Consider the following 25,050-nt stretch of genomic DNA (forward strand, 5'->3'; position numbering starts at 1 on the left):
GATAGGATAATCGCCTGATCGGTTGATTCATCCGCATTCCAGCTTGCCGCTATTGTAAAGCTGAAACTCAGTTTAGATCGCAAATAGTGGAATCTTTCGCGATCGCACCGCCTTCTTTAACAAAATGCAATGACTTCCATACTTTATAGGAGTGCTGGATAGACAGGCAATTTGCTCTAAAACCAGCCCTATCCTATCGTTGAGAATTCCGGTTTGACCTGCCCAAGTCCAACAAGATTAAATAGCTAATTAGAAAACTGAGCAAAAGCTGCTGGAACTGCAAAATCGGGTCTAGTCGCCATCCTTGCAGAAAGAGAATCGCTCCACATAGAAACAAAATAATCGGTGCAAAAATCAATTGAAGGACGCGAAGAAGGATATCAGTATTTCGCTGTGACCCAATCGCACTCGCTATCTGAGCAATGGACACTGCAAGATATCCTAGGGCAATCAGAATTTGTAGCAACCCCAAAATACTCCCTAAATTCAGCCCAATATTCACCATATGGTGCTAACCCTAAATTTTTAGCTTTAGAATACTAGCTATTTGCAGGTTCTAGATTGCGATAGCCAAAAAAGTCAATGTGATAGTCTGTAATCCGAACGCCTGTTTGCTCTTCAATCTGCTTGAGAATGTCGGCTGGCAAAACAATGTGAACATCTAAAATCTGGTTTGTATCTAGGCAGTTCACATGGCTATGGGAATCGCTGATATTGCCATAGAGTCTGCCATCTGATCGCTCAATGCATTCAATAATGTTTTGGCTAGAAAGCGCTTCTAGGTTTTGATAAACTGATGTGTGCCCAATTTCTTTTCCTTGTAAATTTAGGCGATCGTAAATTTCTCTGGCAGACATATGCTCTTGGGCTTGCCACAGCAGTTCCAAAATAAAACGACGCTGACGACTCAAGCGCATCCCTAAATCCTGGCACCGATCTAGAGCATCATTGAGCGATCGAATTGGTTTTTGACTAATCGTGTTGTTTTGCATATCTAACCGCTCTTTTTCCAATCCAGCTTTTTGATGCGATGCGGCGATCGCTAGATACAATCTGTCTCAAGTGCCTTTACACATCATGCTTCCAAGTATAGTTCTAGTATAGCTAAAGTAAACTCGCTACAACTTTGGTTTAATGCTAAGAGCCAAACCATCCGCGTTTAGGGTTCACGCCTGTCCTTTGTTGCTTCACAATAAGAATAAAATATGAGTCTGAATGGTATGTGCTTCTTTGGGTTTTCGGGTTTCTCTCGGCTGCGATCGCTGGTTTCTTGGCGGTTTTCTTGGCGTAAGATTAGCCTCTTTGCAATCAGCTTCCTGATTTTAGTTAGTGGATTAACAGTGATGAATATGCCGACGGCGATCGCTGGGTTAAACGACGATCGCTACGATGGCGACATTTTCACACTGTATGCAGGAAACGGCTCTCTTGTGCCGCCAAAAATCACCCTAGAGCAAGCCTTAGAGCGCAAACGCCCAATCATACTAGTCTTTTACATCGACGATAGTAGTGATAGCAAACAATATTCCACTGTTGTTTCCCAACTGCAAGCATTTTATGGTCGAGCAGCAGACATTATTGCTTTACGGGTAGATGCCATTCCACCCCAAAAAAGCTATACAAAAACAGAACCAGGATACTACTACAGTGGAGTGGTGCCGCAAACCGTTTTATTTGATGAAACTGGTAAAATTGTTCTAAATCAGAAAGGCAGCATTCCCTATGAACAATTAGATGACGTATTACGTAAAGTGTTTAAGCTGTTGCCCCGCTCTGAGTCGGCTGAGCTAAAACGTCAGCCTGTCAACGAGATCAACACCGAATTAGTTCAGTAAGCTGGGTTGGATGGGATTATTTTAAGGATGCTGAATGCAAGTATGATTTCTGACTGTAGAGTTAGGTCTTGTGCCGACCCTGCCGGAGATCGAGGGAAACCACAAGGGATTGCCCCTACAAATTTCAGCCTCAGATTCAGCAATGCCCTTATTTGGACGATGCTGCGATCGCGCTTCAACCCATGGCACACAATCAAAGAAAGTCAAAGAAGCAATGAGAAAGTAGCCGAAACATCCGACAAATCTAGCAGGACTCGCAATACTTAAATAACTCTAAATCAATTCTCCTCTAGTAAACTTTTGTCCTCGTTCGGTAGGTTGCTGATGTCACAGATTCATAGCACCGCAGACCTGATCAAAATCTTGTCAGATGAACGGCGAGCTTGTATGGCTGGAAAGCGCCTGAACTTAGCGGTCAGTCCATCAGGTAGTCCATTTATTGACAAATTTTTACAGCCAGAAGGACTGCAACGATTTACTGCTTACCGCAACTTTCGAGCTGCTGTTCATGACTATCAGCGGCAACATAAAATTTCGGGTATTGTCTGGCAACTTTTGACGATCAAGGAGAAATGTTTGCACTTTCCCAAGGTCGATGAGCAACTGGCAGCGCTACCAGAAGATTTGGAATTGTTGAAAGCAGCAAAGACTCAGTTGTTCGAGTTTTGGGGTGGGGTTACTACGGAGATGGATTTATATCTCAGTTTGAATGGGGGTAAAGCCTATCGGCTGGTGGCGCAGGAGGATGTCGATCGCATGATGCAACGCACGGAATGGGCAAGTTTGAGCCAGCAAGGAAGTCCTAGCCAACTTGAAATTATTTTGCAATTAGGCTGGGGGAATCCAGAAAATGCAGCATACCGTCATGGGTTTCCAGAATCGGGTAGCGAGTGTGTCCATGCGGTCAATTCGGGTAATCAACCGTTTGTTTGAGCAGGATCAACCCAGAATTGTTATTAGTTTTAATTGTCATTAATTTAGAAGCTGCCAAATAATAGCGCCGATGCCCCAAAGTCCCGCCAAGACTGCAAAGGTTACCTGCATTTGCTTGAGAATCGGTTGAATTTGATAGCTCGCTACTAAGCGATCGCGGGCTAAAACTTCTGCGGGCTTAATCCAGGTTTGCCCGTCATACCAACCCGATTCTTCATAAAATACATTGGCATCCATCAGACGAGATGAAATATAAGACCAGCCGAGATAAAGCCGGATTAAGACTAGACCCAATAGCAAAATTCCCCCACCGCTGCTGGTCAGTAAAAATTTAGCCGGATATTTTTCAAACGGAAAACTTGCGGCTGCGATTGGAGCCGCGATCGCCCAACTCCATAGCCAAACCCAAATTATTTTGCTGACATAGCGCGATCGCTCTAGCGTTGCCCACCGAAAAAACCAAGATTCTTTCAAATCTTCGTATTCATTCAAAGGAAGTTGCTCGCTTGGAACTGGGCAAGCCGCGATCGATAAATTTTGGGTCGGGTCATCTGGCAACACGCTGATCTCCCGTGAGTGTAATAGATTGAATAGAAAAATTGATCTGAATTAAACGTAGTTTTCAGTATAAACGACTTCCCAAAAGGAAGGATAAGGAGCAAATAAGCCGTTGTTAGAGAAAACTGTTAGAGGAAAATAAAAAACCCTCGCAATACTGAAGCCAGCATTTTAGAGGGTTGGTCAAGTTACATTAAGCACTCGAAACTTGAATCTTTGTGTATTTGACTTTTTGTGTTTTATAGATTTGGACTTGCTGCTAGAGTTCTTCGTTTTCTAGTCGAGCAGCCACCACCGCACAGAAAGCAAATGCACCAACCAGCGGCATTGGAGAAGAAGAAAAGTAGCTGAATCCTACTGCCAAGATCGTGCTGCTCACGGCTGCTATACACCACACTTTTTCTTCAAAACACAATCCCTGTTTGGCTTTAATTGCTCTCATTGCCTTTGATGGAATGGGCATTGGCATCACCCCATGAGGTGGAAAACCCCAATAAATCGAGCGATCAATAAACCAGTCAGTCCAGCCGTTATCTTGGCACCAATCATCAATCCAATGGCTTGCGTAATGATTCATATCCTAGCTAACAAAAAATAATCAGCAAAAAAGGTGTCAATGTAGTATTGAAAACTGGTGTCTATCGACTATATCAAATAGAATCCTCAAGCGTGTTTTTGAGGAAATCAAAATTTACTCTTTTATTCGCGATCGCAAAACTTTGCAACAATTAGAAACTTTTTGAAATCTGGCTTTTAAGTTATTTACAAAGATTTCCTTTTGATATTGAATGAAAACAAGCTTTTTGGATGCTGGCAAACAGGGGAAAAATCATTGGATCGATTACTTGCTAGGGTTTTTATGCATTATTACAAGTGCATGGATTGGAGTTTTTATTTCAATACTGATTAGCAATTTACTAGTGAAAATTAGCGATTTTCTGGAAAAAGAAACAAATACAAATCATTTAATAACTTCTTGGCTGAGTATCTGGTTTTCGCCTTGGATATCACATTATCTAATTAGTACTATTCCGTTTTTCTTCTTGCTATGTGGTATTTTTGCTACTACTGAATGGATTCACCAACGTAAGTTAATCACCTTGATTAATCCAATAGGTTCTATACAATGGAGACGTTTAACTTTAGGATTTGGCATCTGGTTTTTTATATTAAGTATTCAGTTATTAGTAGAGCTTTTATGGATGCCACAACACTTTGAATGGAGTGTTCATCCTTTGCAATGGCTGGCATTTTTGTCGATCGCGCTCGTTTTAACACCGCTACAAACTTCAACCGAAGAACTGCTGTTTCGAGGCTATTTTTTGCAAGCGGTGGGACAACTGATTAAACAACCTGTAATCCTTGTGATCGCAACGAGTCTTCCATTTGCCATGGCACATTTTAGTAACTCGGAAATGAATCGCGGCAGTTTGTGGACTGGATTAACCTACGGAGTGCTATCTCTTTTTTTAGCCGCAGTAACACTAAAAGATAATCGATTAGAACTTGCTCTTGGCATTCATGCTGCTAATAATCTGTTCATGTTATTGATCGCTAATTCAGCCGATTCTAGTCTGCGATCGCCCTCTTTATTGACCCAAGTTACTTTTTTAGATCCTAAAATTAGTTTTCTAATCACTTTAATCGGAGCGATCGCGGCATACACCTTTTTCTTTAAGGATGATCGCCATTTTTGATGCTGCTGACGAATCATCGGCTTACTGATGAGGCAACCATTCTTCTACTGCGTCATCTTTAGCATTTGTGTTACGGACAGGCGTTGCTCGATCAAATGTGAGATGGATGGTGCGAGTTTGAACTCCATCTGAAGCAACCGCCAGAATGGGAAAATCAAGCGAACCGTCTTGAAATGACATTTGGAAACGAAAAGTACCATCTGGATTCAGTTGGACTGGGCGACCTGCGATCGTCAGTGTGGCATCAGGTTCTGTTGCGCCATAAATAATCAATTCTGCATCTGCCACCAGCCAAAACTTACGAGATCGAATGGGTGGCATAGAAGCAGAGAATCCAATTCCCGACATGCCAATTCCCGACATGCCAATTCCCGACATGCCAATTCCCGACATCCCAATTCCAGAAGTTGCCCAGCTAGACATGCCGACTCCCGACATCCCGATTCCCGACATGCCGACTCCCGACATGCCGACTCCCGAAGTTGTCAAACTACCTAGTCCAACTCCCGACATGCCAACTCCCGACATGCCAACTCCCGACATGCCAATTCCCGACATGCCAACTCCCGACATGCCAACTCCAGAAGGAGAAAGATGAGCGCTAGCCGTTTGCATTGAGCCATAGAGAGAACCCGCAGCGCGATCGCGTTCGACTCCATGGGCTAGCTCATACATTGCTTCGTGCATTGTGCGTGCTTTCTTTTTATAGGGGAGGGGAACAGAAAAGATTTTCCCACTCAAGTCTTCATCCCAAGAAATGGTAGCGTCTTGATCTTCCGTCCAATCTGATGGATAGATAGGCGGAATCCGAACGGGGGCAGATCGTGCCAGCATTAACCAGCGCTCATCTTGGGTCAGGTAGCCAATTTCTACAATGTAATCGCGATCGCTGAGGGGCACCGGAATATACCAATTAGTGGCAACTTCCTCGCAGTCATATTGCTGTAGGCTGTGTGGGTTTTGTTGACTCAGTTCTGCATCTGTTACGTCGTAAAAGCGTAGGGCTAAGCGATCGCCCCCTTCATGCCGCAATGACGCTTTGTGACTATCAGAAACATCCCAATACGCATACGCCCACTGGGGATCGCGAGGCATTAACACAATCCGACTTTCCCCGTAGCCATCGGGCAGCCCTGCTAATCCGTTATCTACATCGGCAAGTGAGTTACCCAAAAGTGAGTTGTCCAGGGAGTTATCCACGATGGGAAGGTTTGCGATCGCCGGGTCAGGATCTTGCGATCTCTTTGCCCAAAGTGCCGCTCCTGTACCTACCGCCAATGCAGCACCCGCAGCTAACCCTGGATGCATGTCGGGTGGAGCGGTTGGAGCAGGCACCTCGGCTAAGGACTCGGCAGAAATAGGAACCATCGGACTCACGGTTTCGGATGCAGTCCGAGCAGGCGTTGGTTCTATCGCAGCAGATATCTCAGGTTCATCTTGCTCCTTGCTTGCCAATCCCGCTAATCCTGCTAGTCCAGCGGCTCCAGCGATCGCGGTTCCCCCAGTGATCGCTGGATTAATCCCTGATACAGTACTAGCTGCCCCGACCATAGGTTCAGGCAGGGAAATATCCCCAATCGGTGGCACAGGAGGCACTTCAGCCACAGGTTCAGTTACAGGCGGTTGGGGCGATCTCTCTACGCCAGACAAAGGTGAAGCCGGAGCGCGTCGTCCTTTAGCAGACCACCAAATCCATCCCAAAATCGCAGCAGGCACTAGCAACAGCCACGGGATCAATCCAGCTAAGCCTTGATTGGTGGGGGTAGCGATCGCGACTGGCTCCGGGCTAGGCGAGGGAGCTACATTGGGAGTGACGGCTTCCGGTGAACTGATCGGCGAAGTGGGCGAACCGATTGCACTGGGAGAAACTGCTGGAGACGATGTTGAATTGTTGCCTGGGGCAATTGCGGCAGCTTCAGTTTCACGAATCGCTGCCAAACCCGATGCCCCGGTTGCATAAGCAAGAAACTCTTGGGTAGCAGCGGCAGGAGTGCCCTTTGTCACAAAATAACGGGGTTGAGAAAACGGGTAAGCCGGATTATTAGGTAACGTTTGGTGCATGGAGATAATCTTGACTCCACCTACGCCTTTGACTTGGCTATAGGCTGCATAACCAACGCCATCTTGCCCCAAGTTTTGGATCACTTCAGCGGTGCTATCTTGGCTCACGGCTTCGGCGGTTGTCCCGGTTTGGAAAGGAGCCGTTTTAAACACGGGATAGGTTTTAAATGCCTGCCGAGTATCACTCATTTCAGGGCGATCGATAAACCGGACTTTCCCTGAAGTGCCGCCTAGTTGGGACCAATCTTTAATTTCTCCTCGGAAGAGTTTAGCAAACTGCTCAAAAGTCACGTTTCCGCTATACGGGTTCTTAGAACTGGTAATAATTGCAATCTTTTCACGCCCAATCGAAACCGGAACCAACCCTTTTTGCTTTTCTGCTGCCGTCAGAGGTCGCCCGATCGCCGCAATATCTACTTTTCCATCTAATAAGGCTTGCACAGCCGCATCTGATCCATTGCTGCCTAAATCAACGGTGGTTCCTGGCGATTCCTTTTCATAGCGCTGCTTTAAAGACTGATTGACCGCTGCCATGCTGCTGGAACCATCAATTCGCACGGTAGCACCCGCAGGAAAGGCTTTTGGTAAGGGAGCGGTTGGAGAAACAACAGGAGATTGGGCAATGACAGACTCTAGCGACCCATACAAAGCGGCGATGGGGCTGGCGGCTAAAGCAAGGAGCAACGATAAGTTCAGTATGGAAAGGGACTTCTTGTGCGACATAAGAATAAAAATGACCTAAAAATTTGTGTTGACCTTATTTTTTCTTAACAAGTTACGCTCAAAATATCCCAGCAATTTCCCTCATAGTCAATGGCGATCTCAAAGCTCTTGGTACAACTGGGGCGATTTCTCGCTCGGCAGCAATCGACATTTTGTTGGCTATCGTGCATATTCCCATCGCCTGATATAGTCCCATTAAGTTCTTGTTTAAACCATAAAAAGGTATTGCTGAATGCTGACATGATTTTCACTGGTAGGGATAGCGCCTTGTGCCTACCCTCGCTGGGATCAGGGCAACCACAAGGGATTGTCCCTACGAATTTTATATCTAGATTTAGCAACACCACAAAATTATCTGTGCTGTAGATAAGGCATCTTTTCATGAACCCATTACCCCATTCAAGCGCGATCGCTCCCATCTCCAACGCTGATTTTGCTTTTCAAATCATTCCAGTCACAACCGCCGCTGAGCAAGCCCTTTTTTTAGATGTGCCTGCGATCGTCTATGCAAACGATCCCCATTGGGTGCCCCCGCTTCGCAGTAGCATTGCCAGCCAGCTAGCTCCCACCAATCCTTTTTTTCAATACGGCACCTTGCAAGCATTCATCGCCGTGGAAACGCCATCCACCTCATCGCCACCCAAGCCTTTGGGACGCATCGTGGCGGCGATTAATCGTCGTCTGATCGATCGCGAAGGAGAAAACATCGGGCTATTTGGCTACTTTGAATGTATTGATGCTGCTGCGATCGCCCAATCTTTGTTAGACGCTGCCAGTCAGTGGTTGCGATCGCAAGGGATGAATAAAATTCGAGGACCTATCGACCTTTCCACCCATAATAATTGTCTTTTTCTAGTAGATGGGTTCGACTCGCCGCCCCTGATCATGATGCCCTATAACCCACATTACTATCCTCAGTTTATGGAGCAAAACGGCTGGCATAAAGCCAAAGATGCCTATGCCTATAACTTTCCACTGGATGAGCCGCTGCCCCAAGAGTTTGAAAAAGCCTATCATTTTGCCTGCAAAGCCGGAGTCAGTTTTCGCCCGATTCATACGAAGGGTAAAGACTTTGAAACAGACGCGATCAGCCTATATCACCTGTTTAACAAAGCTTTTTCCGCTAACTGGAGTTCCACTCCGCGCACTCAGGAAGAATTTTTGGAAGAAGCCAAGTCGTTACAGGATTTGGTTGATCCCGACGTGTTCCCGGTTGCCGAATATAACGGTGAAATGATTGGCTTTTGGATGGCGCTACCGGACTACAACATTGCCCTCAAGCATGTTAACGGAAAGCTGAACTGGTTGGGGATTCTGAAATTTCTGTGGTATCGCCGCCAAATTGACCAAGGACGGGTGATTGCGATCTGTGCGTTGCCAGAGTATCGCCGGAAACGAGTGGCTCTCGCTTTGATTTATTTGGGCATGATGGGTGGCATTAAAAAAGGAAAACCCTATCAACGCGCTGAACTGTCTTGGGTTTATGAGGACAATTTCCCGTCCCGCAAACTGATCGAAACGTCGGGCGGCAAAATTTACAAAACCTATCGAATTTACGAGAAAGCCCTGTAGAGTCGGCTGGTTTGTATGCCTTTTTTTGTGTGACCTGAGCACGATCGCATAAGATGTTGTTCTAATCCCCATCTGATTGAATAAGCATGGTCGCGATCGCAATTTTAGCCGCCGGACGTGGAACCCGCATGAAGTCTGACCTGCCCAAGGTTTTACATCGCATGGGGGGGCGCTCACTGCTGGAATGGGTGCTGAATAGCGTAGAAGAGATTCAGCCCGTCCGCCGATTGGTAATTGTTGGCTATCGCCATGAACTAGTCATGGAAATGCTGGCAAATTCGCAGGGTGAGACACCATTACCTGCTCTAGAATTTGTTGAACAACGAGAGCAGCTAGGCACCGGACATGCCGTTCAGCAATTGCTCACCCCCATGGAAGGGTTCGAGGGCGATTTGCTGATTCTCAATGGCGATGTTCCCTTACTTCGTCCTCAAACCCTCAAGTTGCTGCTGCAAACCCACCAAGAAAACCGTAACGCTGCCACAATTTTGACGGCGCAACTGCCCGATCCTAAAGGCTATGGACGGGTGTTTCGCACGGATCAAAACTTGTTGCAGCAGATTATAGAAGACCGCGACTGCACGCCGACTCAAAGGCAAAATCATCGGATCAACGCGGGCGTATATTGCTTTCGGTGGGCTGATCTTGGGAGAGTGTTGCCCCAGCTAACGACGAATAATGATCAAAAGGAGTATTACTTAACCGATGCAGTCAACTACATGAAACCCGTGATGGCGATCGATGTAGAAGACTACCAGGAAATTTTGGGGATTAACGATCGCAAACAGCTTGCCGATGCTTACACCATTTTGCAAACGCGGATTAAAGAGGACTGGATGAAAAAAGGCGTTACGCTGATTGATCCCAGCAGCATCACCATCGATGACACCGTTGAGCTTGAACCCGATGTGGTGATCGAACCCCAAACTCATCTACGCGGCAAAACGGCGATCGGCGCGGGGAGCCGCATTGGTCCTGGTAGCCTGATTGAAAACAGCCAAATTGGTCAAAATGTGACGGTGCTTTATTCGGTGGTCACAGATAGCTATGTGGCAGAAGCGACTCGAATTGGTCCCTATGCTCACCTGCGAGGACATGTAGAAACGGGATCGCACTGTCGGATTGGAAACTTTGTGGAACTGAAAAATACAAAATTGGGCGATCGCACCAACGTCGCGCATTTGTCCTATCTCGGTGACACGATCGCTGGCAATCAAGTGAACATCGGCGCAGGCACGATTACTGCAAACTATGACGGCGTAAAAAAACATCCGACTCACATTGGCGATCGCAGCAAAACTGGATCTAACAGCGTCTTAGTTGCGCCCGTCACCATCGGCGAAGATGTCAACATTGCGGCAGGATCAACCATTACTGACGATGTGCCTAACAATTGTTTGGCGATCGCCCGATCTCGGCAAGTGATCAAACCCGGTTGGCGCTTGAAATCCAACTCTGACCAGAAAAATATGGGGGATTGAGCCAGATGTCTAGCGATCGCGAAATCCAATACTTCCTATTACAGCGCCAACGCCGGACGATGATGGCTCCACGGTTGGGCAGCTTCAATCTGGGCAGCGAGGGCGATCAAGGTTGCCTCAGCCGCCGGACGACCGACTAACTGCACACCGACAGGCAATCCTGCGGCAGTAAATCCGGTAGGCAGAGCAATTGAAGGTTGTCCGCTCGCATTAAAGGGAGCGCAGGGCGCAATCCAGTTCACGATATTGTCTAACGTTTTTCCGGGTCGCTCTTTTGCCCATTCGCCGACTCGAATCGCCGGATGCAGGTAGGTTGGCAAGACCAACACATCTATCGTGTCAAAAAATTCGACAATCTGGCGGGCGATCGCCTGCAACTTGCTGACCGCCCTAAGATATTTGCCAGAAGAGCAAAACCTCGCACGCCATGCAAACCAGCGACTCATCTTGCCCAGAAACAGTTCAGGAATACCGACTTCATTCAAAATCGCCTGAAAAACCGTTGTAAATGGCTCAATCAGTCCGCTCACATCCACAAACTCTTTGGCTTCGACAGAATGCCCCAATTGCTCTAACAGAGTAGCAGTGTTTAATACCGCTTGCCGACAGGATTCATCCGCTTCGCCCACCGACAAAATTCCGGTGCAGTAAGCAATACGTAGCCGATTGGGAGGGCTTTGAGTTGCCGCTAAAAAGGATGGCTCTGGGTTGGGAAGCCAATAGGGATCGCCCGGAACATAGCCTGCCATCACGTCCAACAATGCCGCTGCATCTGCAACAGTGCGCCCAATCGGTCCATTGGTTGCCAACCCATTCAACCGTTCTCCAATCGGTGCATAGCTAATGCGTCCACGGGAAGGTTTAATTCCAACTAACCCACAACAGAATGCGGGACCTCGCACCGAACCGCCTCCGTCTGAGGCATGGGCGATCGCACCTAAACCTGCTGCCACTGCCGCTGCTGCGCCACCACTCGATCCCCCTGGGGTATGTTCCAAGCTCCAAGGATTCCGGGCAGGCAGAAACCCCCGTGGCTCGGTATAAGGCAACATGCCCATTTCTGAGGTGGCCGTTTTGCCCAGAATAATAAATCCTGCTTGTTTCAGCTTGGTGACCACACCATCATCATCAGTCGCGATTCGTTTTTTTAAGATCTTCACCCCATAAGCACAGGGTAAACCTGCTACTGGATTGAGATCTTTGACTGAAATGGGCACACCAAAAAAGGCTGGCAAGTCTGCGGTTGGCGTATGGGACAAGAGTTCAGTTTTGGCTGTGGCATCTGAGATCGCCTGCTCCGCCGCCACTACTACATAACTCCCTAACTGAGGATTCAACCGTTGAATGCGCTCTAAATAAATCTCAACTAAATCTAATGGCGAAATCTCTTTGCAGCGGATCAGCCGTGCCTGTTCGATCGCAGTCGTAAAAGCTAAATCTGTTGAGTCCATGCAAGGTCTTCTCTAAGGATTTTTTTCAGTTTCAGTCAGCGATAAATAATGCCATTGACCCGGTGCCTCGCTAATTTCCAGCGCTAACAAATGGGCTAGTTTCTCAGCTTTGGGTTTGTTGTCTTCCTGAAAATCGCAAACATGAATATCCACGGTTACTTTACCTTTTTCAGTCCAAAAATGTAGCGCTACATGAGATTCTTCGAGCAGCACGATCGCCGAAATCCCTTGAGGCTCAAAGGTAAACGCGAGCTCGCCAACAACAGTCAATCCAGCTTGCTGCACGACCTGCTTTAAACACGCTAGAAAATCGGCAGATGACCAAGAATATACCTTTGCAGCAGCGGTTAAAATGGCAGACCAATGGTGCGATCGCAGAGGTTCTAGAGTTTGATCATTCGTGGGTTCAGTCATACACGCGCCGTCCATCACCCGGAAGCAAAGTTAGGGAGCTAGGGGAAATCTGCCACGCTACTGATACTTCCATATCTCCGTCCCAGTCCTCCACTGACAAAAGTTGTTTATGGTTGCTCGAATAATCGTAATAGCGACACTGCTGAGCTTGCTTATTCAGCGTGGTGCCAGCGCGGGTCATCCTAGCAGTTCCCGATTCTCTCAGTTTATACACGGCTCCCTCGTAGGTGATTTGTTGGGGCGGAGTGCCACTGATTTCTAAGCCTGTAATGGTTTCCACCCAGCAAACTTCTAGGCGATCGTCTTCTTCCACAGATAGCCAGCGAACTTCATCCCCATCTTGCAGCATATATTCCATCCAGGTGTAACCATGATCGTTAAACGTTAGTTGCCCTTCAACCACCCAATCCTTACCGAGATATTGGACAATATCGCCAATTTGCAGACTAAACACCGTGCGATGCAGTGATGGCAATGCTGGCTGATTGGAAGCTCCCAATAGTGGCTTACCTTGGCGTTGCCGCACGACCAGAACCACTCCCACGATCGCGATCGCGCCAATTCCAATCCACAACCACATCAACATTTTTCCTCCTTTACTTTTTTATGATGCCTTTCGACGCGATCGGATATTTAACTCGCCCCTTGCCTCTTGCCCCTCGCCATTCGTCAGTCATAGGCTGCCCAGCGTGAGTCTGCCTGATAGTTGAGGATAACGGGCTGCGATAGCCGATTCACTTCCACATTGCCTAACTGAATGTCTTTTGGCAGCTGAAATAGGTTTCTCATGGTTGGTATATTTAAAAAACGGGTAGCAACGGGCAATTCCAGCGTGTTGGGTTGAATGGCGCTATGAGATGCCATAACAAAGCCCCATAGCCCAAAACTCGGCACATCCACTACATAGGGATATACGTTTAGCCCAACAGATTTCAAGGTTTCGGCAATACAGGCAAAGACTTTGGGTGCAAAAAATGGGCTGGATGCTTGGGTGACAAATACACCATTAGGAGCCAACCGAGTCAGCAATCGCTGATAAAACCCTTGAGCATAAAGTTTGGCAATCACATCGCGATCGGGGTCAGGAAAATCCGCAATGATCACATCAAAGCGATCACGGAGGTTTGGCGCAGTCACAAAAGCATCAGCTTGAATCACCTGTACGCGAGGATCAGCGTAGGAGTGATGATTTGCCTTAATCAAAAACGGATGATGCATCGCCAAATTCACTACTGCTTTATCGAGATCAATTAGCACAACTTTTTCCACATCTTGCCATTTCAGCACTTCGCGTAACGCTAATCCATCACCTGCACCCAGCAAAAGAACCTGGCGAGAGGCGAGGGGGGAATCAGGAGTTAAAGATTCGACATTCGGCATTTGGCGTTCGACATTTTGACTTGCTTTGGCGCGTAGAGCAGTATTAGCGCTGAGGGCAGGATGGACGAGGGCTTCGTGGTAGCGATATTCATCTAAAGTAGAAAATTGCAGGTCGCCATCCAGAAACAAGCGTAGGTCAGCCCCTTGACGAGTTAATACAACACGCTGGTAAGGAGATTGGATGCGGGTAATGACGGGGGCTTTGTATAAGGTGTTTTCAAGGCGATCGCCCAAAATAATCGTAAACGGCACAAATATCAATAGCGCCAACCCGATGAACAGCCCCCAGCGTTCCCAGTGGCGCAGGGCTGGAAAGTTTCGCGCTAGCAACACCACCATTCCCGCTGGAATCGCCCCAATCAGAGCAGCCGAGGGAAAAATACCCAACAGGGGCAGCAGCACGATCGGCAACAGCAAAGAACCAAAAAGCGCTCCGGCATAATCCAATGCCAACACTCCAGATAGGGTATCTTTCAGATTTTCATCTTGCTCTAGTAGGCGGGTGATTAGGGGTAATTCCATGCCTGCCAAGCTTCCCAGCAGGATAGTTCCCAAAAACAAGGCAATCCAAAAGGGACCATCGATCACAAATAGGGAAAATAGTATCAAGGGAATAATGGCACTGAGGGGAGCCATCATTAGTTCCACCCAGACCAAGGCAGTTTGCAGTTGGGTTTGCTGGGTGGCGCGATCGCCCTTCACCGCCACAAATCGGCTCAAGTAAGCTCCCAAACCCATCGCGGCTAAAAAACCACCAACCGACACCCCATAAGCTAAGGCTGGATTTCCAACCAAATAGCTGGCAAGCGTACCCAACAACAATTCCACCGCTAGCCCACAGCTAGAAGAAACCGCCGCCGTTAGTAGCAATAGCCATCGCTGACGACGGCTAAGCGGGTGTTCCTTAATCCACGCAATCTCATTCATCTAGGTAATTGGCTTGACGCTTTAACTCGGACTTCATTGCCTAGCCTATTTTCCCGCACCAGGACCACCCCCCCGAAAACTACCGTAGGATTGGCGGGTGGGCGAGGCAATCCAAACACCGCTGCGATACGAGCCAGACGTATTCGTGCCATGGCGAACCCAATGATTATCTTGCTTCTCCTGCCGTAGCACTAGGGCAGATTGTTGAGTAAAACCATAAAAGAGCGTGGTTCCTGCGAGGAGGATGGCTAATAAAGCAAATAATTTGGTCATTGGGTTAATTTTATTGAGTTGACTTTAAAGTGGTGATTTTAGCGGGAAACAGCGTTTTGCAGTGTTCGCGGACGACGAGCTTAGTGCGATCGACCGTGGCATCGGGCGTAACTTCGACGTGGAAGCCATAGGAACTACGCGGTTCTAAGACGAAAAAGGTGGTTAGTTTTCCGTTGGCAGCAGTAACTTTGCCCTCGGATTTAACGAATGATAGGGTGACTGGATGCCTTTGGGAATACAGTTGTTCACCATTGCCATCGTTGATCACCAGCAGCACAGTCAGCGATCGCGGCGAGTGTTCATCCGATTTAATTTTGACAGTCACCCTAACTAAATTGTTCGTTCCTCCTAAAATTCCTCGTCCACTAAGGTCACTGTCGCAAATTAATTTATCAATAATTACCTTGCCCGAAAAAGGCGTAACCAATAGGGCAAGGAATGCTAGAAATGCTGTGCCGATCATGCCAGTCCAGAGATAGCGAGTATCCACGGCTCCATTGACGACGCTGATCTCAAAAGGCACAGGCTGATCAATCTCTTTTCCAGAAATATCAGAATATTCCAATACATCTAACACAATGGTTACGGGTTCTGATTTGACGGCTCGAACATCTAAGCCACCGACTAAATCATCCTCTGTCCAAGTGCCGCTTTCTCCTTCTTCTGACCAAGTGCCTGATTCTCTCCAGGCTTGTTTGATGCCGCTGGCAAGCACCCGACCCTGCTGATCTTTTAGCTGAATTTCGTAGGTAACCCAGTGATTCGATGGAATAGACGCACTAACATCAATTCTCAGGGCACCAATGAGTTCTTTTTTAAGCTGAATTGGGGGTAACTGCTCTGGCACATCTGGGTTTACCTGAATGGTTTTGGAAGCGAGCGATCGCATAAAAACCGGGCTGAATACCAAACAGGCAAAAATCACCGCTGTTGAAAGCAGGGTTAGATAAGTAAAAAGGTCAAGAAATCGGGCTGTGTATTGAGTCTTAGGAGATGAAGACATCAGTCAATCACAAATAACGATAAGCGAAATAAACTGGAATCTACTGGTTAGCCAAGCAGAATTCAACACTATATTTGAAAGATATGCCATGACCCGAGGTTGATCAGCAAATCGCTACAAATAGCTACAGTTTGTCTCTAATTTATTCCGGTTGGTTATTCCTTTCTACATCAAGTGTCATAATAATCACGCAACTTGGGAATTTAGCTTAGAAAATACGGTTGGTGGTTGTATGATGCCATTTCTACAAAAGCTTGGAGAAACGATAGCGTGGTCTGTGGTCAGCGTGTTGATTTTTTATGGGTGCTTACGCCTGTTTGATAAACTTGATCCGATTGATTATCGCGAAGAAATCCGCAACGGGAATCTTGCGGCGGGAGTGATAATGTCGTCGGTGGTTTTGGCGATCACTGCGATCGTCATCTCCGTTCTTCTCACGCCCTAGTATCAATGAACTCGTGATAGAAGCAGCGCCTTAAAAAACCGTTTAAGTGGCTCCGCGTTTCGTTGAAGCGATCGCGTGAGAACTTAAACGGTGCAGCTATCAGAGGTATCTCTTGAACAGCAAATATCCTAAATTGGATCTAAACCGAGGATAAGCTTGGAGGGTGGGCAACCTTCCCATTTCCATCCTTCCCGTTGTGAGTATGCCCATTGCCATTGCGAGGTTGAATCACTCCAAAACCTCCGTGGTTGCGCTCATACAGCACATTAATCTCACCCGTTTCTTCATTGCGGAATACATAAAAATCATGATCCACCATTTCTAGATGTTCCATAGCTTCTTGTACACTCATGGCAGGCATCGCGAAATACTTCGTCCGAATCACTTCAGGCGGGAGCGCGGGAGTGCGATCTTTTAACAAATCATCCACATTTGGCGGATCGATCGCTAGCGGCTCGATTAGTTCTTCAATTCCTTTCGGCACTGTATGCTGTTTAAAGTTGCGTTTTTCTTTATATTTCCGCAGTTGACGAGCAATCTTATCTGCAACCAAGTCAATACTGGCATAGAGGCTTTCACTTCCCTCTTCTGCGCGCACAACGGCACCATTGACATAAATTGTTACTTCAGCCGTCTGCTTTGAGTTGATACGGGGGTTACGAGCGATCGACAGATGAACATCTACTTCAGTAATCATTTGTTGAAAATGGATAACTGCTTTCTCAATCTTCTGATTGACATACTCACGAATGGAGTCAGTGATTTCGATGTTTTTGCCTTGAATAACCAGCTTCATGGAGCTTTCTCCCTTAAAAAACAGGTTTAACTGAACCCTAGTCGGTTCTTAACTTCACCCTAGCACTTTGAATTCTTCCCAACAGATAGCTTTAGAATGCTTTGCAAGCCTTGATAATTCTTGATTGCTGTTGCGTTAAATTGATGCAATTTTGCAGAGAATTACTCTTGATTCTCTTGGCGTTTTAGAGCATTGTTAGAGATCGGGGGGGGAATTACCCGTTGAAGCTACTCAAATTCTGTAAATAATGCTGCTTTATTGCATCAGGTTAAGAATCGATTGAGACTTTGTAGAGTCGTAAATTTAGGCGTTGTGCCTTATCAAACCGCTTGGGATTTGCAGCGATCGCTGGTTATAGAACGCAAAGCAAATCCAAACTCGCCCGATTTAGACGATGTGTTGATTTTGCTAGAACATCCGCCGATTTATACCCTAGGTCAAGGTTCCACTACAAGCTTTCTTAAATTTAATTCAGCCCAGACAGAGCATGACCTTGTGTGGATAGAGCGAGGTGGTGAAGTGACGTATCATTGCCCCGGTCAGTTGGTGGGCTACCCGATTTTGAATTTGACCTATTACCAAAAAGATTTGCATTGGTATCTGCGCCAACTGGAAGAGGTGCTGATTCAAGTGTTGGCGGTGTATGGGCTAGAAGGAACGCGAATTGCCGGAATGACGGGAGTTTGGGTGAGCGATCGCAAAGTAGCTGCGATCGGCATTAAAGTCAGCCGTTGGATTACAATGCACGGCTTCGCACTCAATGTATGTCCTGATCTAAGCGGGTTTGATCAGATCATCCCTTGCGGCATTGCCGATAAAGCAGTGGGCAGCATGGCACAATTTATCCCAGATATTCAGATTGATCGAGTGAGAGAACAAGTGGCGATCGCATTTGCTGCTGTCTTTCAAGTGCGGCTCACTTAGGGCGCTATTAAAATTGCGGCGATGAGGCGATCGCGATCGCCTCATCGCCGTATCTGTGCAAGATTACACAAAACAGAAATTCATCTCGTTGTAGTGTTTATCCTGCTGGTTCATATGCAGGAGTAGCGTTTATGGTGGCGATTCAAGAAGTATCTTTACCGCGCAATTGCACGTTCAGTCCAACTGACTGGCAAGCACTAGCACCCTTCTGGTATCCCGTGGCGTTCTCCCATGAAATTACAACTGAGAAGCCTTATGGCACTCGCTTATTAGATGAGCGACTGGTGATTTATCGAGTTTCCAATGGCTCCATCATCGTTGCCCAAGATCTCTGCTTGCATCGAGGCGCACCGCTCAGCTTGGGCTGGATTGAAAACGATCGCCTCATCTGCCCTTATCACGGGGTGCAATATGACCAAAATGCCCAGTGCGTTTGCATTCCGGCTCAGCCCAAAGCAGCAATCCCATCACGGCTAAAACTCAAGACCTATCCTGTGGTAGAGCAGTATGGGTTGGTATGGACTCGATTGGTAGACAACGAACCTGTGGGGTTTCCTGATCTGAGCGAGTGGAATGACCCTGATTACCTTCAGGTATTGCCCGATTCTGTCGAGTTACATGCAGCAGCAGGGCGACAAGTGGAAGGCTTTTTAGATGTTAGCCATTTTGCTTTTATCCATGCCAAATCTTTTGGAGAGCAAGATAATCCAGAAGTGCCAGATTACCTAATCGAGCAAACTGAACATGGTTTTCGAGCAGATTATGTAAGTTCTGTGAGCAACTATGCTCATGGAATGAAGCATTTAGCGCCGTCTGATTTTCTGTGGAGACGCTTGTTTGAGTTATACGTTCCTTTTACAGCTAAGTTAACGGTTTTCTTTCCTCACGGCAAACTTCATGTTCTCAATGCAGCTTCCCCTATCTCAGCCCGTAAGACGCGCGTGTTTGTGCCAATTTGTCGTAACTTTGATAAGGATGCGCCACTGCAAGACACGCTCGACTTTAATCATCAGGTGTTTGCTGAAGATAGAGATATTGTTGAAGAGCAATGGCCAGAGGATTTGCCTATCAGTTTGGCTGAGGAAGTGCATATTGCAGGGGATAAAAGCTCCATCATATTCCGCAAACGGCTTGCAGCTTTGGGCTTAGGACGTTCTTTTACAGCATGATTTTTGCAGCTTAAGATTCTTCTGATGCCAAAACTTTCGCTAATTTGTTGCTGACTTTTCTATGCGTGCGATCGCGGCTTATTGACTTATTTGTGCAAGTCTGGAAACTGCTGTTTCAACTGATCAAGCTTTGGCAGATCGTGGATAACCACATAGGGATAGCTGGGGTTGCGATCGATAAAGTTCTGATGATACTCCTCCGCCGCATAAAAATCAGATGTAGGAACTAACTGGGTCACAATTGGAGCGCGGAAAATCTTAGTTTTATCAAGCTGAGCGATGTAAGCCTGAACAACTCGCTTTTGCTCAGCAGTGTTGACAAAAATCGCTGAACGATATTGAGTTCCTATATCAGGACCTTGGCGATTCAGTTGCGTTGGGTCATGGGCGACTAAAAAGTAGACCTTGAGAAGTTGTCCATAGGAAATCTGCGCGGGATCATAGGTGATTTTCACAGCCTCAGCATGTTCTGTTTGCCCTGAACTTACCGTGTCGTAGTTTGCGGTGGCTGCATTGCCTCCAGAAAAGCCAGAAACCACGTCAGAAACTCCCTTGAGATGCTCAAAAACAGCTTCTACTCCCCAAAAACAGCCTCCGGCAAAAATTGCGGTCTGCTCCCCTTGGACGGTGGAAGCTGCAATGTCGATCGCAGGCTCAATTGCTTTTCCTGCCGCGATCACAGCGGGGCGATCTCTAGCAGCACTCGAAAACGCCAGACGAGAGGCACTGTAGGCAAAGGCTACAGCAATTAGCGCAATTAAGGAAATGTTGCGGAGGATGCGACGGGAAGTAAACCGATAATTTGGCATAGCGTTGATATTTTGGATGGGCAAGTGGGTGGAGTGCTGCAATTGAAACTGCACTTTAGCACCCTTATATTTGGTATACGCAGCCCACTCCTGAACGGATTAATCCGCCTTATTTGCAACTCTTCAGCGTTTTTGAGGACTTGTTGCATTTGTCATTTCAATTAGAAGAGCTTCTCTACCAAGCGCTTTTTAAGTTAAGCTGCGGCAGAGTAAACCTGAGCATCGATCACCGCTTGATAGTAGGTGTGAAGTTGCTGGGTGGCGGCTGACCAACTCCAGCATTCTGCTTCGCGACGGGCATTATGGCGTAGCGTGGCTTGTTCTTGAGGATTTGCTAGAAGTCGTTGAGTTGCCGCGATCGCCCCTTGCTCGTCGGTTGGATCAAACAAAAAGCCATTGACTCCATCGTCCACAATGTCGGGAATGCCGCCTGATCGTGCAGCCACCACGGGACACCCTGCCGCCATTGCTTCTAGCAGTACTAAGCCCAAAGTTTCAGTGCGCGAGGGAAAAACAAACGCATCCGCAGAGGCAAACGCAGCACCAAGGTCTAACCCTTGCAGGTAGCCCACAAAATAAGTGGCAGTTTCAGCAAAATGTTTTTCTAGCGCTTGTCGATGGGGTCCATCGCCCACTAGAGCCAACCGTGCATTGGGAATCGAGTCTAAAACAGGTTTGATTTGTTCAATCTCTTTTTCAGCCGAGAGGCGACCGACATACAGTAAAAGCGGAGAATCAGGATGACCTTGAGATAAGCGCGATCGCATCTCTCGGCTTGCCATATGGGGTTGAAACATTTCCGTATCCACGCCCCGCTGCCATAAATCCACCCGTTCAATCCCATGGTCTGTCAATGCCTGCATCATTGCCGTTGAGGTGCAAAGATTCAGTCGCGCTTGGTTATGTCCGGCTTTCAGCAATTCCCAGACTAAGCCTTCTAGCATTCCCAGCCCATAATGCTGGAGATACTCTGGAATATGAGTATGGTAAGACGCAATCAGCGGAATATTCAGGGTCTTGCTATAAAAAATACCCGCCAACCCCAAGACGGCAGGGTTGACCACATGGATAATATCCGGCTTAAATTGGGTCAACGCCTCCCCGATCGCGGGTCGAGGCAGCGCCATCTTTAGCTCTGGATAGAGCGGCATCGCAAAGCCCGAAACGCCGTAAATCTTTGCCCCTTTATATTCCGTCAAGCCGCCATCGGGAGAGATCACTAACACCTGATCGCCCATGCGCTGTAGCTGCTCCACGGTATGACGTAAGCGGGTGACAATGCCGTCAACTTTGGGCAAGAAAGTTTCGGTGAACAAAGCAATACGCATATAAGTGAACGCTTTAATAAAATGGCAGGGCTAACGTCGAGCGAGGAGACAGAAACCATGAACACCAATGGATACCATAATGCCGCCTAGCAAAATTCTAATTCCTTCAGCAACGCAATTGATTCGATGTCGATTTTCAGCCGCTTGAGCAACGGATACCTCCCGCACGGGTGCCTCCGATTTTGCCAGCATTTGGTAATTGTGATAGCTCCTGTCTAACGCTGCCCATTCTGGAAACAAGTAAAACGTACAAAGCGCGATCGCACCCATCCTAGGCGCGATCGTTGTCGATACCAATAGCAGCACACGAGCGCCCATCGTGGTTACCGTTTCCAGGTCACTTTAGGCAGAATTTGCGATTCATCGACGCGGGTTTTGTATTTCACCGCCACATTTAACAGGGAATCGAGCAGCGAATTCGAGAGATAGTGAGGCTCCAAGCCTAAATCTAGCAAGTTGGTGTTTTTGGCATTGAAATAGTGTTCTTCTTTTTCAATCCGAGGATTTTCCAAATTTTTCACTTCAACTTTTAAGCCAATCTCGCTGCCTGCTTTTTCCACCATGCGCGCTAAATCACCCACGCTGAATAGCTCAGTGAACTGGTTGAAGACCCGAAACTCGCCGGGAGCGGCTGGAGTGGCGATCGCCAATTCCACACAGCGCACCGTGTCGCGAATATCCAAGAAGCCGCGAGTTTGTCCGCCCTTGCCATATACCGTGAGGGGATGCCCGACCGCTGCTTGAACGCAAAAACGGTTGAGCGCCGTGCCAAACACACCATCGTAATCCAACCGATTGACTAGCAAATCGTCCATGGCGGTTTCATCGGTCAACACGCCGTAAACCACACCCTGGTTCAAATCGGTTGCCCGCAAGCCCCAAATGCGACAGGCAAAATGGATATTGTGAGAATCATGCACTTTGCTAAGGTGATACATGCTGCCGGGTTGTTTGGGATAGGGCAATGTATCTTTGCGCCCGTTATGCTCGATCGTGATGTAGCCTTCTTCAATATCAATATTGGGCGTACCATATTCGCCCATCGTGCCCAGCTTAACCAGGTGACAATCGGGAAAATCCTCTTTCATGGCATAGAGAATATTCAACGTGCCGACGACGTTGTTCACCTGAGTCATGACCGCATGTTCGCGATCGATCATGGAAAAGGGCGCGGATCGCTGTTCGCCAAAATGGACGATCGCTTCGGGTTCAAACTGCCGTAAGGTTTTGCTCAAAAACTCGTAGTTTGTAATATCGCCAATAAATAGGTCGATATTTTTGCCAGTCAATTCATTCCAGCGCTTGAGACGGTGCTGGATCGGCGCGATCGGGGTGAGAGTTTCGACACAAAGCTCATTATCCCAATGCCGCCGCACCAAATTATCGAGAATACCAACTTCATATCCCCGCTTGTTGAGGTAGAGCGCGGTTGCCCAACCGCAATAGCCATCGCCACCAATTACTAGGACTTTCATCTTGCACATGCTTGCGAATACTCTGCCAAATCTACCAGACTTAGGCACATTCTGAGCTATGAATTTGGGTTAATGCCTTTGTGACTAAAAAATCTAGACTGTTCCGATTCATCTCAATTGGTCAGTTTAACAAGTTGCTAAATCGCCAGATGCCTTTCTGGTCAGGAGTTTGATGATAAATTCTGTGCTTTTAGAGAAATATATTTAATCGTCAATCTGTTGGTTGCCCCGTCTTCTCTCTAGAGTGCCAATATCGTCCAATAGTATGATATTTTTTCTTTTCAGCTTTTCTAAGACGGCTGTGCATTCACGCCTGAAGAGGGTTCGCAGTTTTGAAAAAGTGTCCCAACAAATAGAGGGAGCCGCACAAAACGACAAGATCTGAGGTCTCAGCTTGATGGGTTGCGGTTTCAAGCGCTTCTATTACGTCGGCAAAAGTCTGACACTCTGCTAAATCGGGGCAAATATTTTTGGCTAAAACTGCTAGCTCGGTGGGTGTGGCGGTGCTGTGATCGGGGACGGGCACTAGGTAAAGCGAGTCGTGCGATCGCAATAATTCTTGAAACACATCCCCATGATCTTTCGTGGAAAGCATTCCCATTACCCAATGAATGGTAGAGGGCAGCGGATTCAAAGCCTCCACAAACTCTCGCAACACCTGAGCGCTAGCAGGATTGTGGGCACCATCGATCAAAATTTTGTGTCCTTGCCAGGTCACCCACTGTAAGCGTCCTGCCCATTGGGTGTTAGCAATTCCTTGGGCGATCGCGTCATCGGAGATTTGCCAGCCCTGCTCTCGTAATAGTTGAATCGCCGCGATCGCGAGTGCCGAATTGTGAAGCTGGATCGCACCTTGGAGCGGTAGCGGGTAACGAATTGCCTTCAGTAAATGCACCATGCTCCGCTCTTCAGGGTCTTGTAAATCTGACTCTAGCTCATACTCTTCAACTCCCTGATATTCAGCCCAACCATTGCCCAAATCTCGCGCAATCTGAGGATAGGTCGCCACACAGCCCAACTCTAAAGCCCGTCGATGAATCACAGACGCAGCTTCCCTAGGCACCTGTCCGATTACCGCTGAACAATCCGGTTTCAAAATGCCCGCTTTTTCCCAGGCAATATCCGCCAGCGTTGGACCGAGTCGTTGCCAGTGTTCGCGACTGATCGAGGTGATAATGCTAGCTAGGGGATAATCGCACACATTAGTGGCATCCAACCGTCCGCCCAATCCCACTTCCATCACCGCCACATCCACTTCCTGTTGGGCAAAATAAAGCCAAGCTGCTGCTGTGATCACCTCAAACTGAGTCGGTGGCAAATCATCCGGCTGAATCGCGGCAATCACTTCCTGCAAAATTGATTCCAACGTTTCTGGGGCGATCGCCTGATTATTTAAGCAAATGCGTTCTGTCCAATCGATCAAGTGAGGCGAAGTATATCGTCCAACGGTATACCCCGCTTCAGTCAAAATGGTGGACAGGTAAGCGCAAACCGAGCCTTTACCGTTGCTGCCTGCCACATGAATGATGGGAACTTGTTCGTGGGGATTGCCAAGATTTTTGAGGAGTTGCTGAATGGAATCTAGCCCCAATCGAACACCAAAATGGCTAAAGGATTGCAGGATTTCGTCGATCGCCAAAGTACTAAGTCAATAAAGGGGTGCTAGCATCCAGGGTACAGGCTACAGGGTGCGGAGTACAGAATGCAGAAAAGAGAAGCAGCAGGAGTGCAGTCTGGCAACTGTTTACTCTTTCAATGAAAAAATGCAATACAGTATGTCGGCTTCCATTTATTCA

General features: G+C 47.4%; 25 protein-coding genes. 8 read left to right on the forward strand and 17 right to left on the reverse strand.

Features of this window, described 5'->3' with window-relative positions:
* Nucleotides 1-193: 193 nt before the first annotated feature.
* Nucleotides 194-505 carry a Ycf66 family protein gene (locus tag AB3R30_RS08900; RefSeq protein WP_458648820.1) on the reverse strand — a complete coding sequence of 104 codons (312 nt, stop codon included), beginning with the start codon at nt 503-505 and terminating at the stop codon, nt 194-196.
* Between the two features lie 34 nt (nt 506-539).
* Nucleotides 540-1,052, reverse strand: coding sequence for a Fur family transcriptional regulator (locus tag AB3R30_RS08905; protein WP_458648821.1), 513 nt, complete (start codon nt 1,050-1,052; stop codon nt 540-542).
* A 153-nt stretch (nt 1,053-1,205) separates the two neighbouring features.
* On the opposite strand from AB3R30_RS08905, the gene AB3R30_RS08910 reads away from it, so the two are divergent.
* Nucleotides 1,206-1,835, forward strand: coding sequence for a thylakoid membrane photosystem I accumulation factor (locus AB3R30_RS08910; RefSeq protein WP_458648822.1), 630 nt, complete (start codon nt 1,206-1,208; stop codon nt 1,833-1,835).
* Nucleotides 1,836-2,159: 324 nt separating this feature from the next.
* The gene (locus AB3R30_RS08915) at nt 2,160-2,768 is read left to right on the forward strand and encodes a hypothetical protein (RefSeq protein WP_458648823.1); all 609 of its coding nucleotides are present in this window, start codon (nt 2,160-2,162) and stop codon (nt 2,766-2,768) included.
* Between the two features lie 39 nt (nt 2,769-2,807).
* Here AB3R30_RS08915 and AB3R30_RS08920 read toward each other — a convergent pair whose 3' ends face one another.
* Both AB3R30_RS08920 and AB3R30_RS08925 read right to left on the reverse strand, forming a co-directional pair.
* Nucleotides 2,808-3,329 carry a CGLD27 family protein gene (locus tag AB3R30_RS08920; RefSeq protein WP_458648824.1) on the reverse strand — a complete coding sequence of 174 codons (522 nt, stop codon included), beginning with the start codon at nt 3,327-3,329 and terminating at the stop codon, nt 2,808-2,810.
* A gap of 256 nt (nt 3,330-3,585) precedes the next feature.
* Nucleotides 3,586-3,903, reverse strand: coding sequence for a slr1957 family protein (locus AB3R30_RS08925; protein WP_458648825.1), 318 nt, complete (start codon nt 3,901-3,903; stop codon nt 3,586-3,588).
* Between the two features lie 625 nt (nt 3,904-4,528).
* Between AB3R30_RS08925 and AB3R30_RS08930 the strand changes: the two genes are divergently transcribed.
* Nucleotides 4,529-5,023 (forward strand): lysostaphin resistance A-like protein, encoded by a 495-nt coding sequence (locus AB3R30_RS08930; protein WP_458648826.1) that lies wholly within the window; start codon nt 4,529-4,531, stop codon nt 5,021-5,023.
* A 21-nt stretch (nt 5,024-5,044) separates the two neighbouring features.
* Here the strand turns inward: AB3R30_RS08930 and AB3R30_RS08935 are convergent, their stop codons facing one another.
* Nucleotides 5,045-7,807: a DUF4912 domain-containing protein gene (locus AB3R30_RS08935; protein WP_458648827.1), complete on the reverse strand. Its 2,763-nt coding sequence runs from the start codon at nt 7,805-7,807 to the stop codon at nt 5,045-5,047.
* A gap of 381 nt (nt 7,808-8,188) precedes the next feature.
* On the opposite strand from AB3R30_RS08935, the gene AB3R30_RS08940 reads away from it, so the two are divergent.
* Together AB3R30_RS08940 and glmU are read left to right on the forward strand one after the other, a co-directional pair.
* Nucleotides 8,189-9,379 (forward strand): GNAT family N-acetyltransferase, encoded by a 1,191-nt coding sequence (locus tag AB3R30_RS08940; RefSeq protein WP_458648828.1) that lies wholly within the window; start codon nt 8,189-8,191, stop codon nt 9,377-9,379.
* 86 nt (nt 9,380-9,465) lie between these two features.
* Nucleotides 9,466-10,860: a bifunctional UDP-N-acetylglucosamine diphosphorylase/glucosamine-1-phosphate N-acetyltransferase GlmU gene (gene glmU / locus AB3R30_RS08945; RefSeq protein ID WP_458648829.1), complete on the forward strand. Its 1,395-nt coding sequence runs from the start codon at nt 9,466-9,468 to the stop codon at nt 10,858-10,860.
* Between the two features lie 38 nt (nt 10,861-10,898).
* On the opposite strand, the gene AB3R30_RS08950 is transcribed toward glmU, so the two are convergent.
* The 6 genes from AB3R30_RS08950 to AB3R30_RS08975 form a co-directional block, all read right to left on the reverse strand.
* Nucleotides 10,899-12,311 (reverse strand): amidase, encoded by a 1,413-nt coding sequence (locus AB3R30_RS08950; protein WP_458648830.1) that lies wholly within the window; start codon nt 12,309-12,311, stop codon nt 10,899-10,901.
* Between the two features lie 12 nt (nt 12,312-12,323).
* Nucleotides 12,324-12,725 (reverse strand): S-adenosylmethionine decarboxylase family protein, encoded by a 402-nt coding sequence (locus AB3R30_RS08955; protein WP_458648831.1) that lies wholly within the window; start codon nt 12,723-12,725, stop codon nt 12,324-12,326.
* On the reverse strand, nt 12,718-13,311 hold the full coding sequence (locus AB3R30_RS08960; protein ID WP_458648832.1) for a DUF4178 domain-containing protein: 594 nt from the start codon (nt 13,309-13,311) through the stop codon (nt 12,718-12,720). The genes AB3R30_RS08955 and AB3R30_RS08960 overlap by 8 nt, the downstream gene beginning before the upstream one ends.
* A gap of 83 nt (nt 13,312-13,394) precedes the next feature.
* Nucleotides 13,395-15,032 (reverse strand): spermidine synthase, encoded by a 1,638-nt coding sequence (locus AB3R30_RS08965; RefSeq protein ID WP_458648833.1) that lies wholly within the window; start codon nt 15,030-15,032, stop codon nt 13,395-13,397.
* 45 nt (nt 15,033-15,077) lie between these two features.
* Nucleotides 15,078-15,305 (reverse strand): hypothetical protein, encoded by a 228-nt coding sequence (locus AB3R30_RS08970; RefSeq protein ID WP_458648834.1) that lies wholly within the window; start codon nt 15,303-15,305, stop codon nt 15,078-15,080.
* 10 nt (nt 15,306-15,315) lie between these two features.
* Entirely contained in the window at nt 15,316-16,308 is a 993-nt protein-coding gene (locus AB3R30_RS08975; RefSeq protein WP_458648835.1) for a hypothetical protein, read from the reverse strand.
* Nucleotides 16,309-16,540: 232 nt separating this feature from the next.
* On the opposite strand from AB3R30_RS08975, the gene AB3R30_RS08980 reads away from it, so the two are divergent.
* Entirely contained in the window at nt 16,541-16,753 is a 213-nt protein-coding gene (locus AB3R30_RS08980) for a DUF350 domain-containing protein (protein WP_458648836.1), read from the forward strand.
* 139 nt (nt 16,754-16,892) lie between these two features.
* Here AB3R30_RS08980 and hpf read toward each other — a convergent pair whose 3' ends face one another.
* Nucleotides 16,893-17,549, reverse strand: coding sequence for a ribosome hibernation-promoting factor, HPF/YfiA family (gene hpf / locus AB3R30_RS08985; RefSeq protein WP_458648837.1), 657 nt, complete (start codon nt 17,547-17,549; stop codon nt 16,893-16,895).
* 279 nt (nt 17,550-17,828) lie between these two features.
* Here hpf and lipB point away from each other — a divergent pair, with 279 nt between their 5' ends.
* Both lipB and AB3R30_RS08995 read left to right on the forward strand, forming a co-directional pair.
* The gene (lipB, locus tag AB3R30_RS08990; protein WP_458648838.1) at nt 17,829-18,473 is read left to right on the forward strand and encodes a lipoyl(octanoyl) transferase LipB; all 645 of its coding nucleotides are present in this window, start codon (nt 17,829-17,831) and stop codon (nt 18,471-18,473) included.
* A gap of 131 nt (nt 18,474-18,604) precedes the next feature.
* The gene (locus tag AB3R30_RS08995; RefSeq protein ID WP_458648839.1) at nt 18,605-19,642 is read left to right on the forward strand and encodes a Rieske 2Fe-2S domain-containing protein; all 1,038 of its coding nucleotides are present in this window, start codon (nt 18,605-18,607) and stop codon (nt 19,640-19,642) included.
* Between the two features lie 86 nt (nt 19,643-19,728).
* On the opposite strand, the gene msrA is transcribed toward AB3R30_RS08995, so the two are convergent.
* The 5 genes from msrA to AB3R30_RS09020 all read right to left on the reverse strand — a co-directional run bounded on the left by msrA (nt 19,729) and on the right by AB3R30_RS09020 (nt 24,893).
* A complete protein-coding gene (gene msrA / locus AB3R30_RS09000; protein WP_458648840.1) occupies nt 19,729-20,505 on the reverse strand; it encodes a peptide-methionine (S)-S-oxide reductase MsrA in 777 nt (258 codons plus the stop codon).
* A gap of 140 nt (nt 20,506-20,645) precedes the next feature.
* Entirely contained in the window at nt 20,646-21,779 is a 1,134-nt protein-coding gene (locus AB3R30_RS09005) for a glycosyltransferase family 4 protein (RefSeq protein WP_458648841.1), read from the reverse strand.
* Nucleotides 21,780-21,809: 30 nt separating this feature from the next.
* Nucleotides 21,810-22,097 carry a hypothetical protein gene (locus AB3R30_RS09010; protein ID WP_458648842.1) on the reverse strand — a complete coding sequence of 96 codons (288 nt, stop codon included), beginning with the start codon at nt 22,095-22,097 and terminating at the stop codon, nt 21,810-21,812.
* Between the two features lie 5 nt (nt 22,098-22,102).
* Entirely contained in the window at nt 22,103-23,254 is a 1,152-nt protein-coding gene (locus AB3R30_RS09015) for an NAD-dependent epimerase/dehydratase family protein (RefSeq protein WP_458648843.1), read from the reverse strand.
* A 307-nt stretch (nt 23,255-23,561) separates the two neighbouring features.
* Nucleotides 23,562-24,893, reverse strand: a complete 1,332-nt coding sequence (locus tag AB3R30_RS09020) for a bifunctional folylpolyglutamate synthase/dihydrofolate synthase (RefSeq protein WP_458648844.1) — start codon at nt 24,891-24,893, stop codon at nt 23,562-23,564.
* Nucleotides 24,894-25,050 lie beyond the last annotated feature (157 nt).

This window comes from Sivoneniella epilithica UHCC 1019 (assembly GCF_040830845.1).
Taxonomy (GTDB): Bacteria; Cyanobacteriota; Cyanobacteriia; order Leptolyngbyales; family Leptolyngbyaceae; genus ULC077BIN1.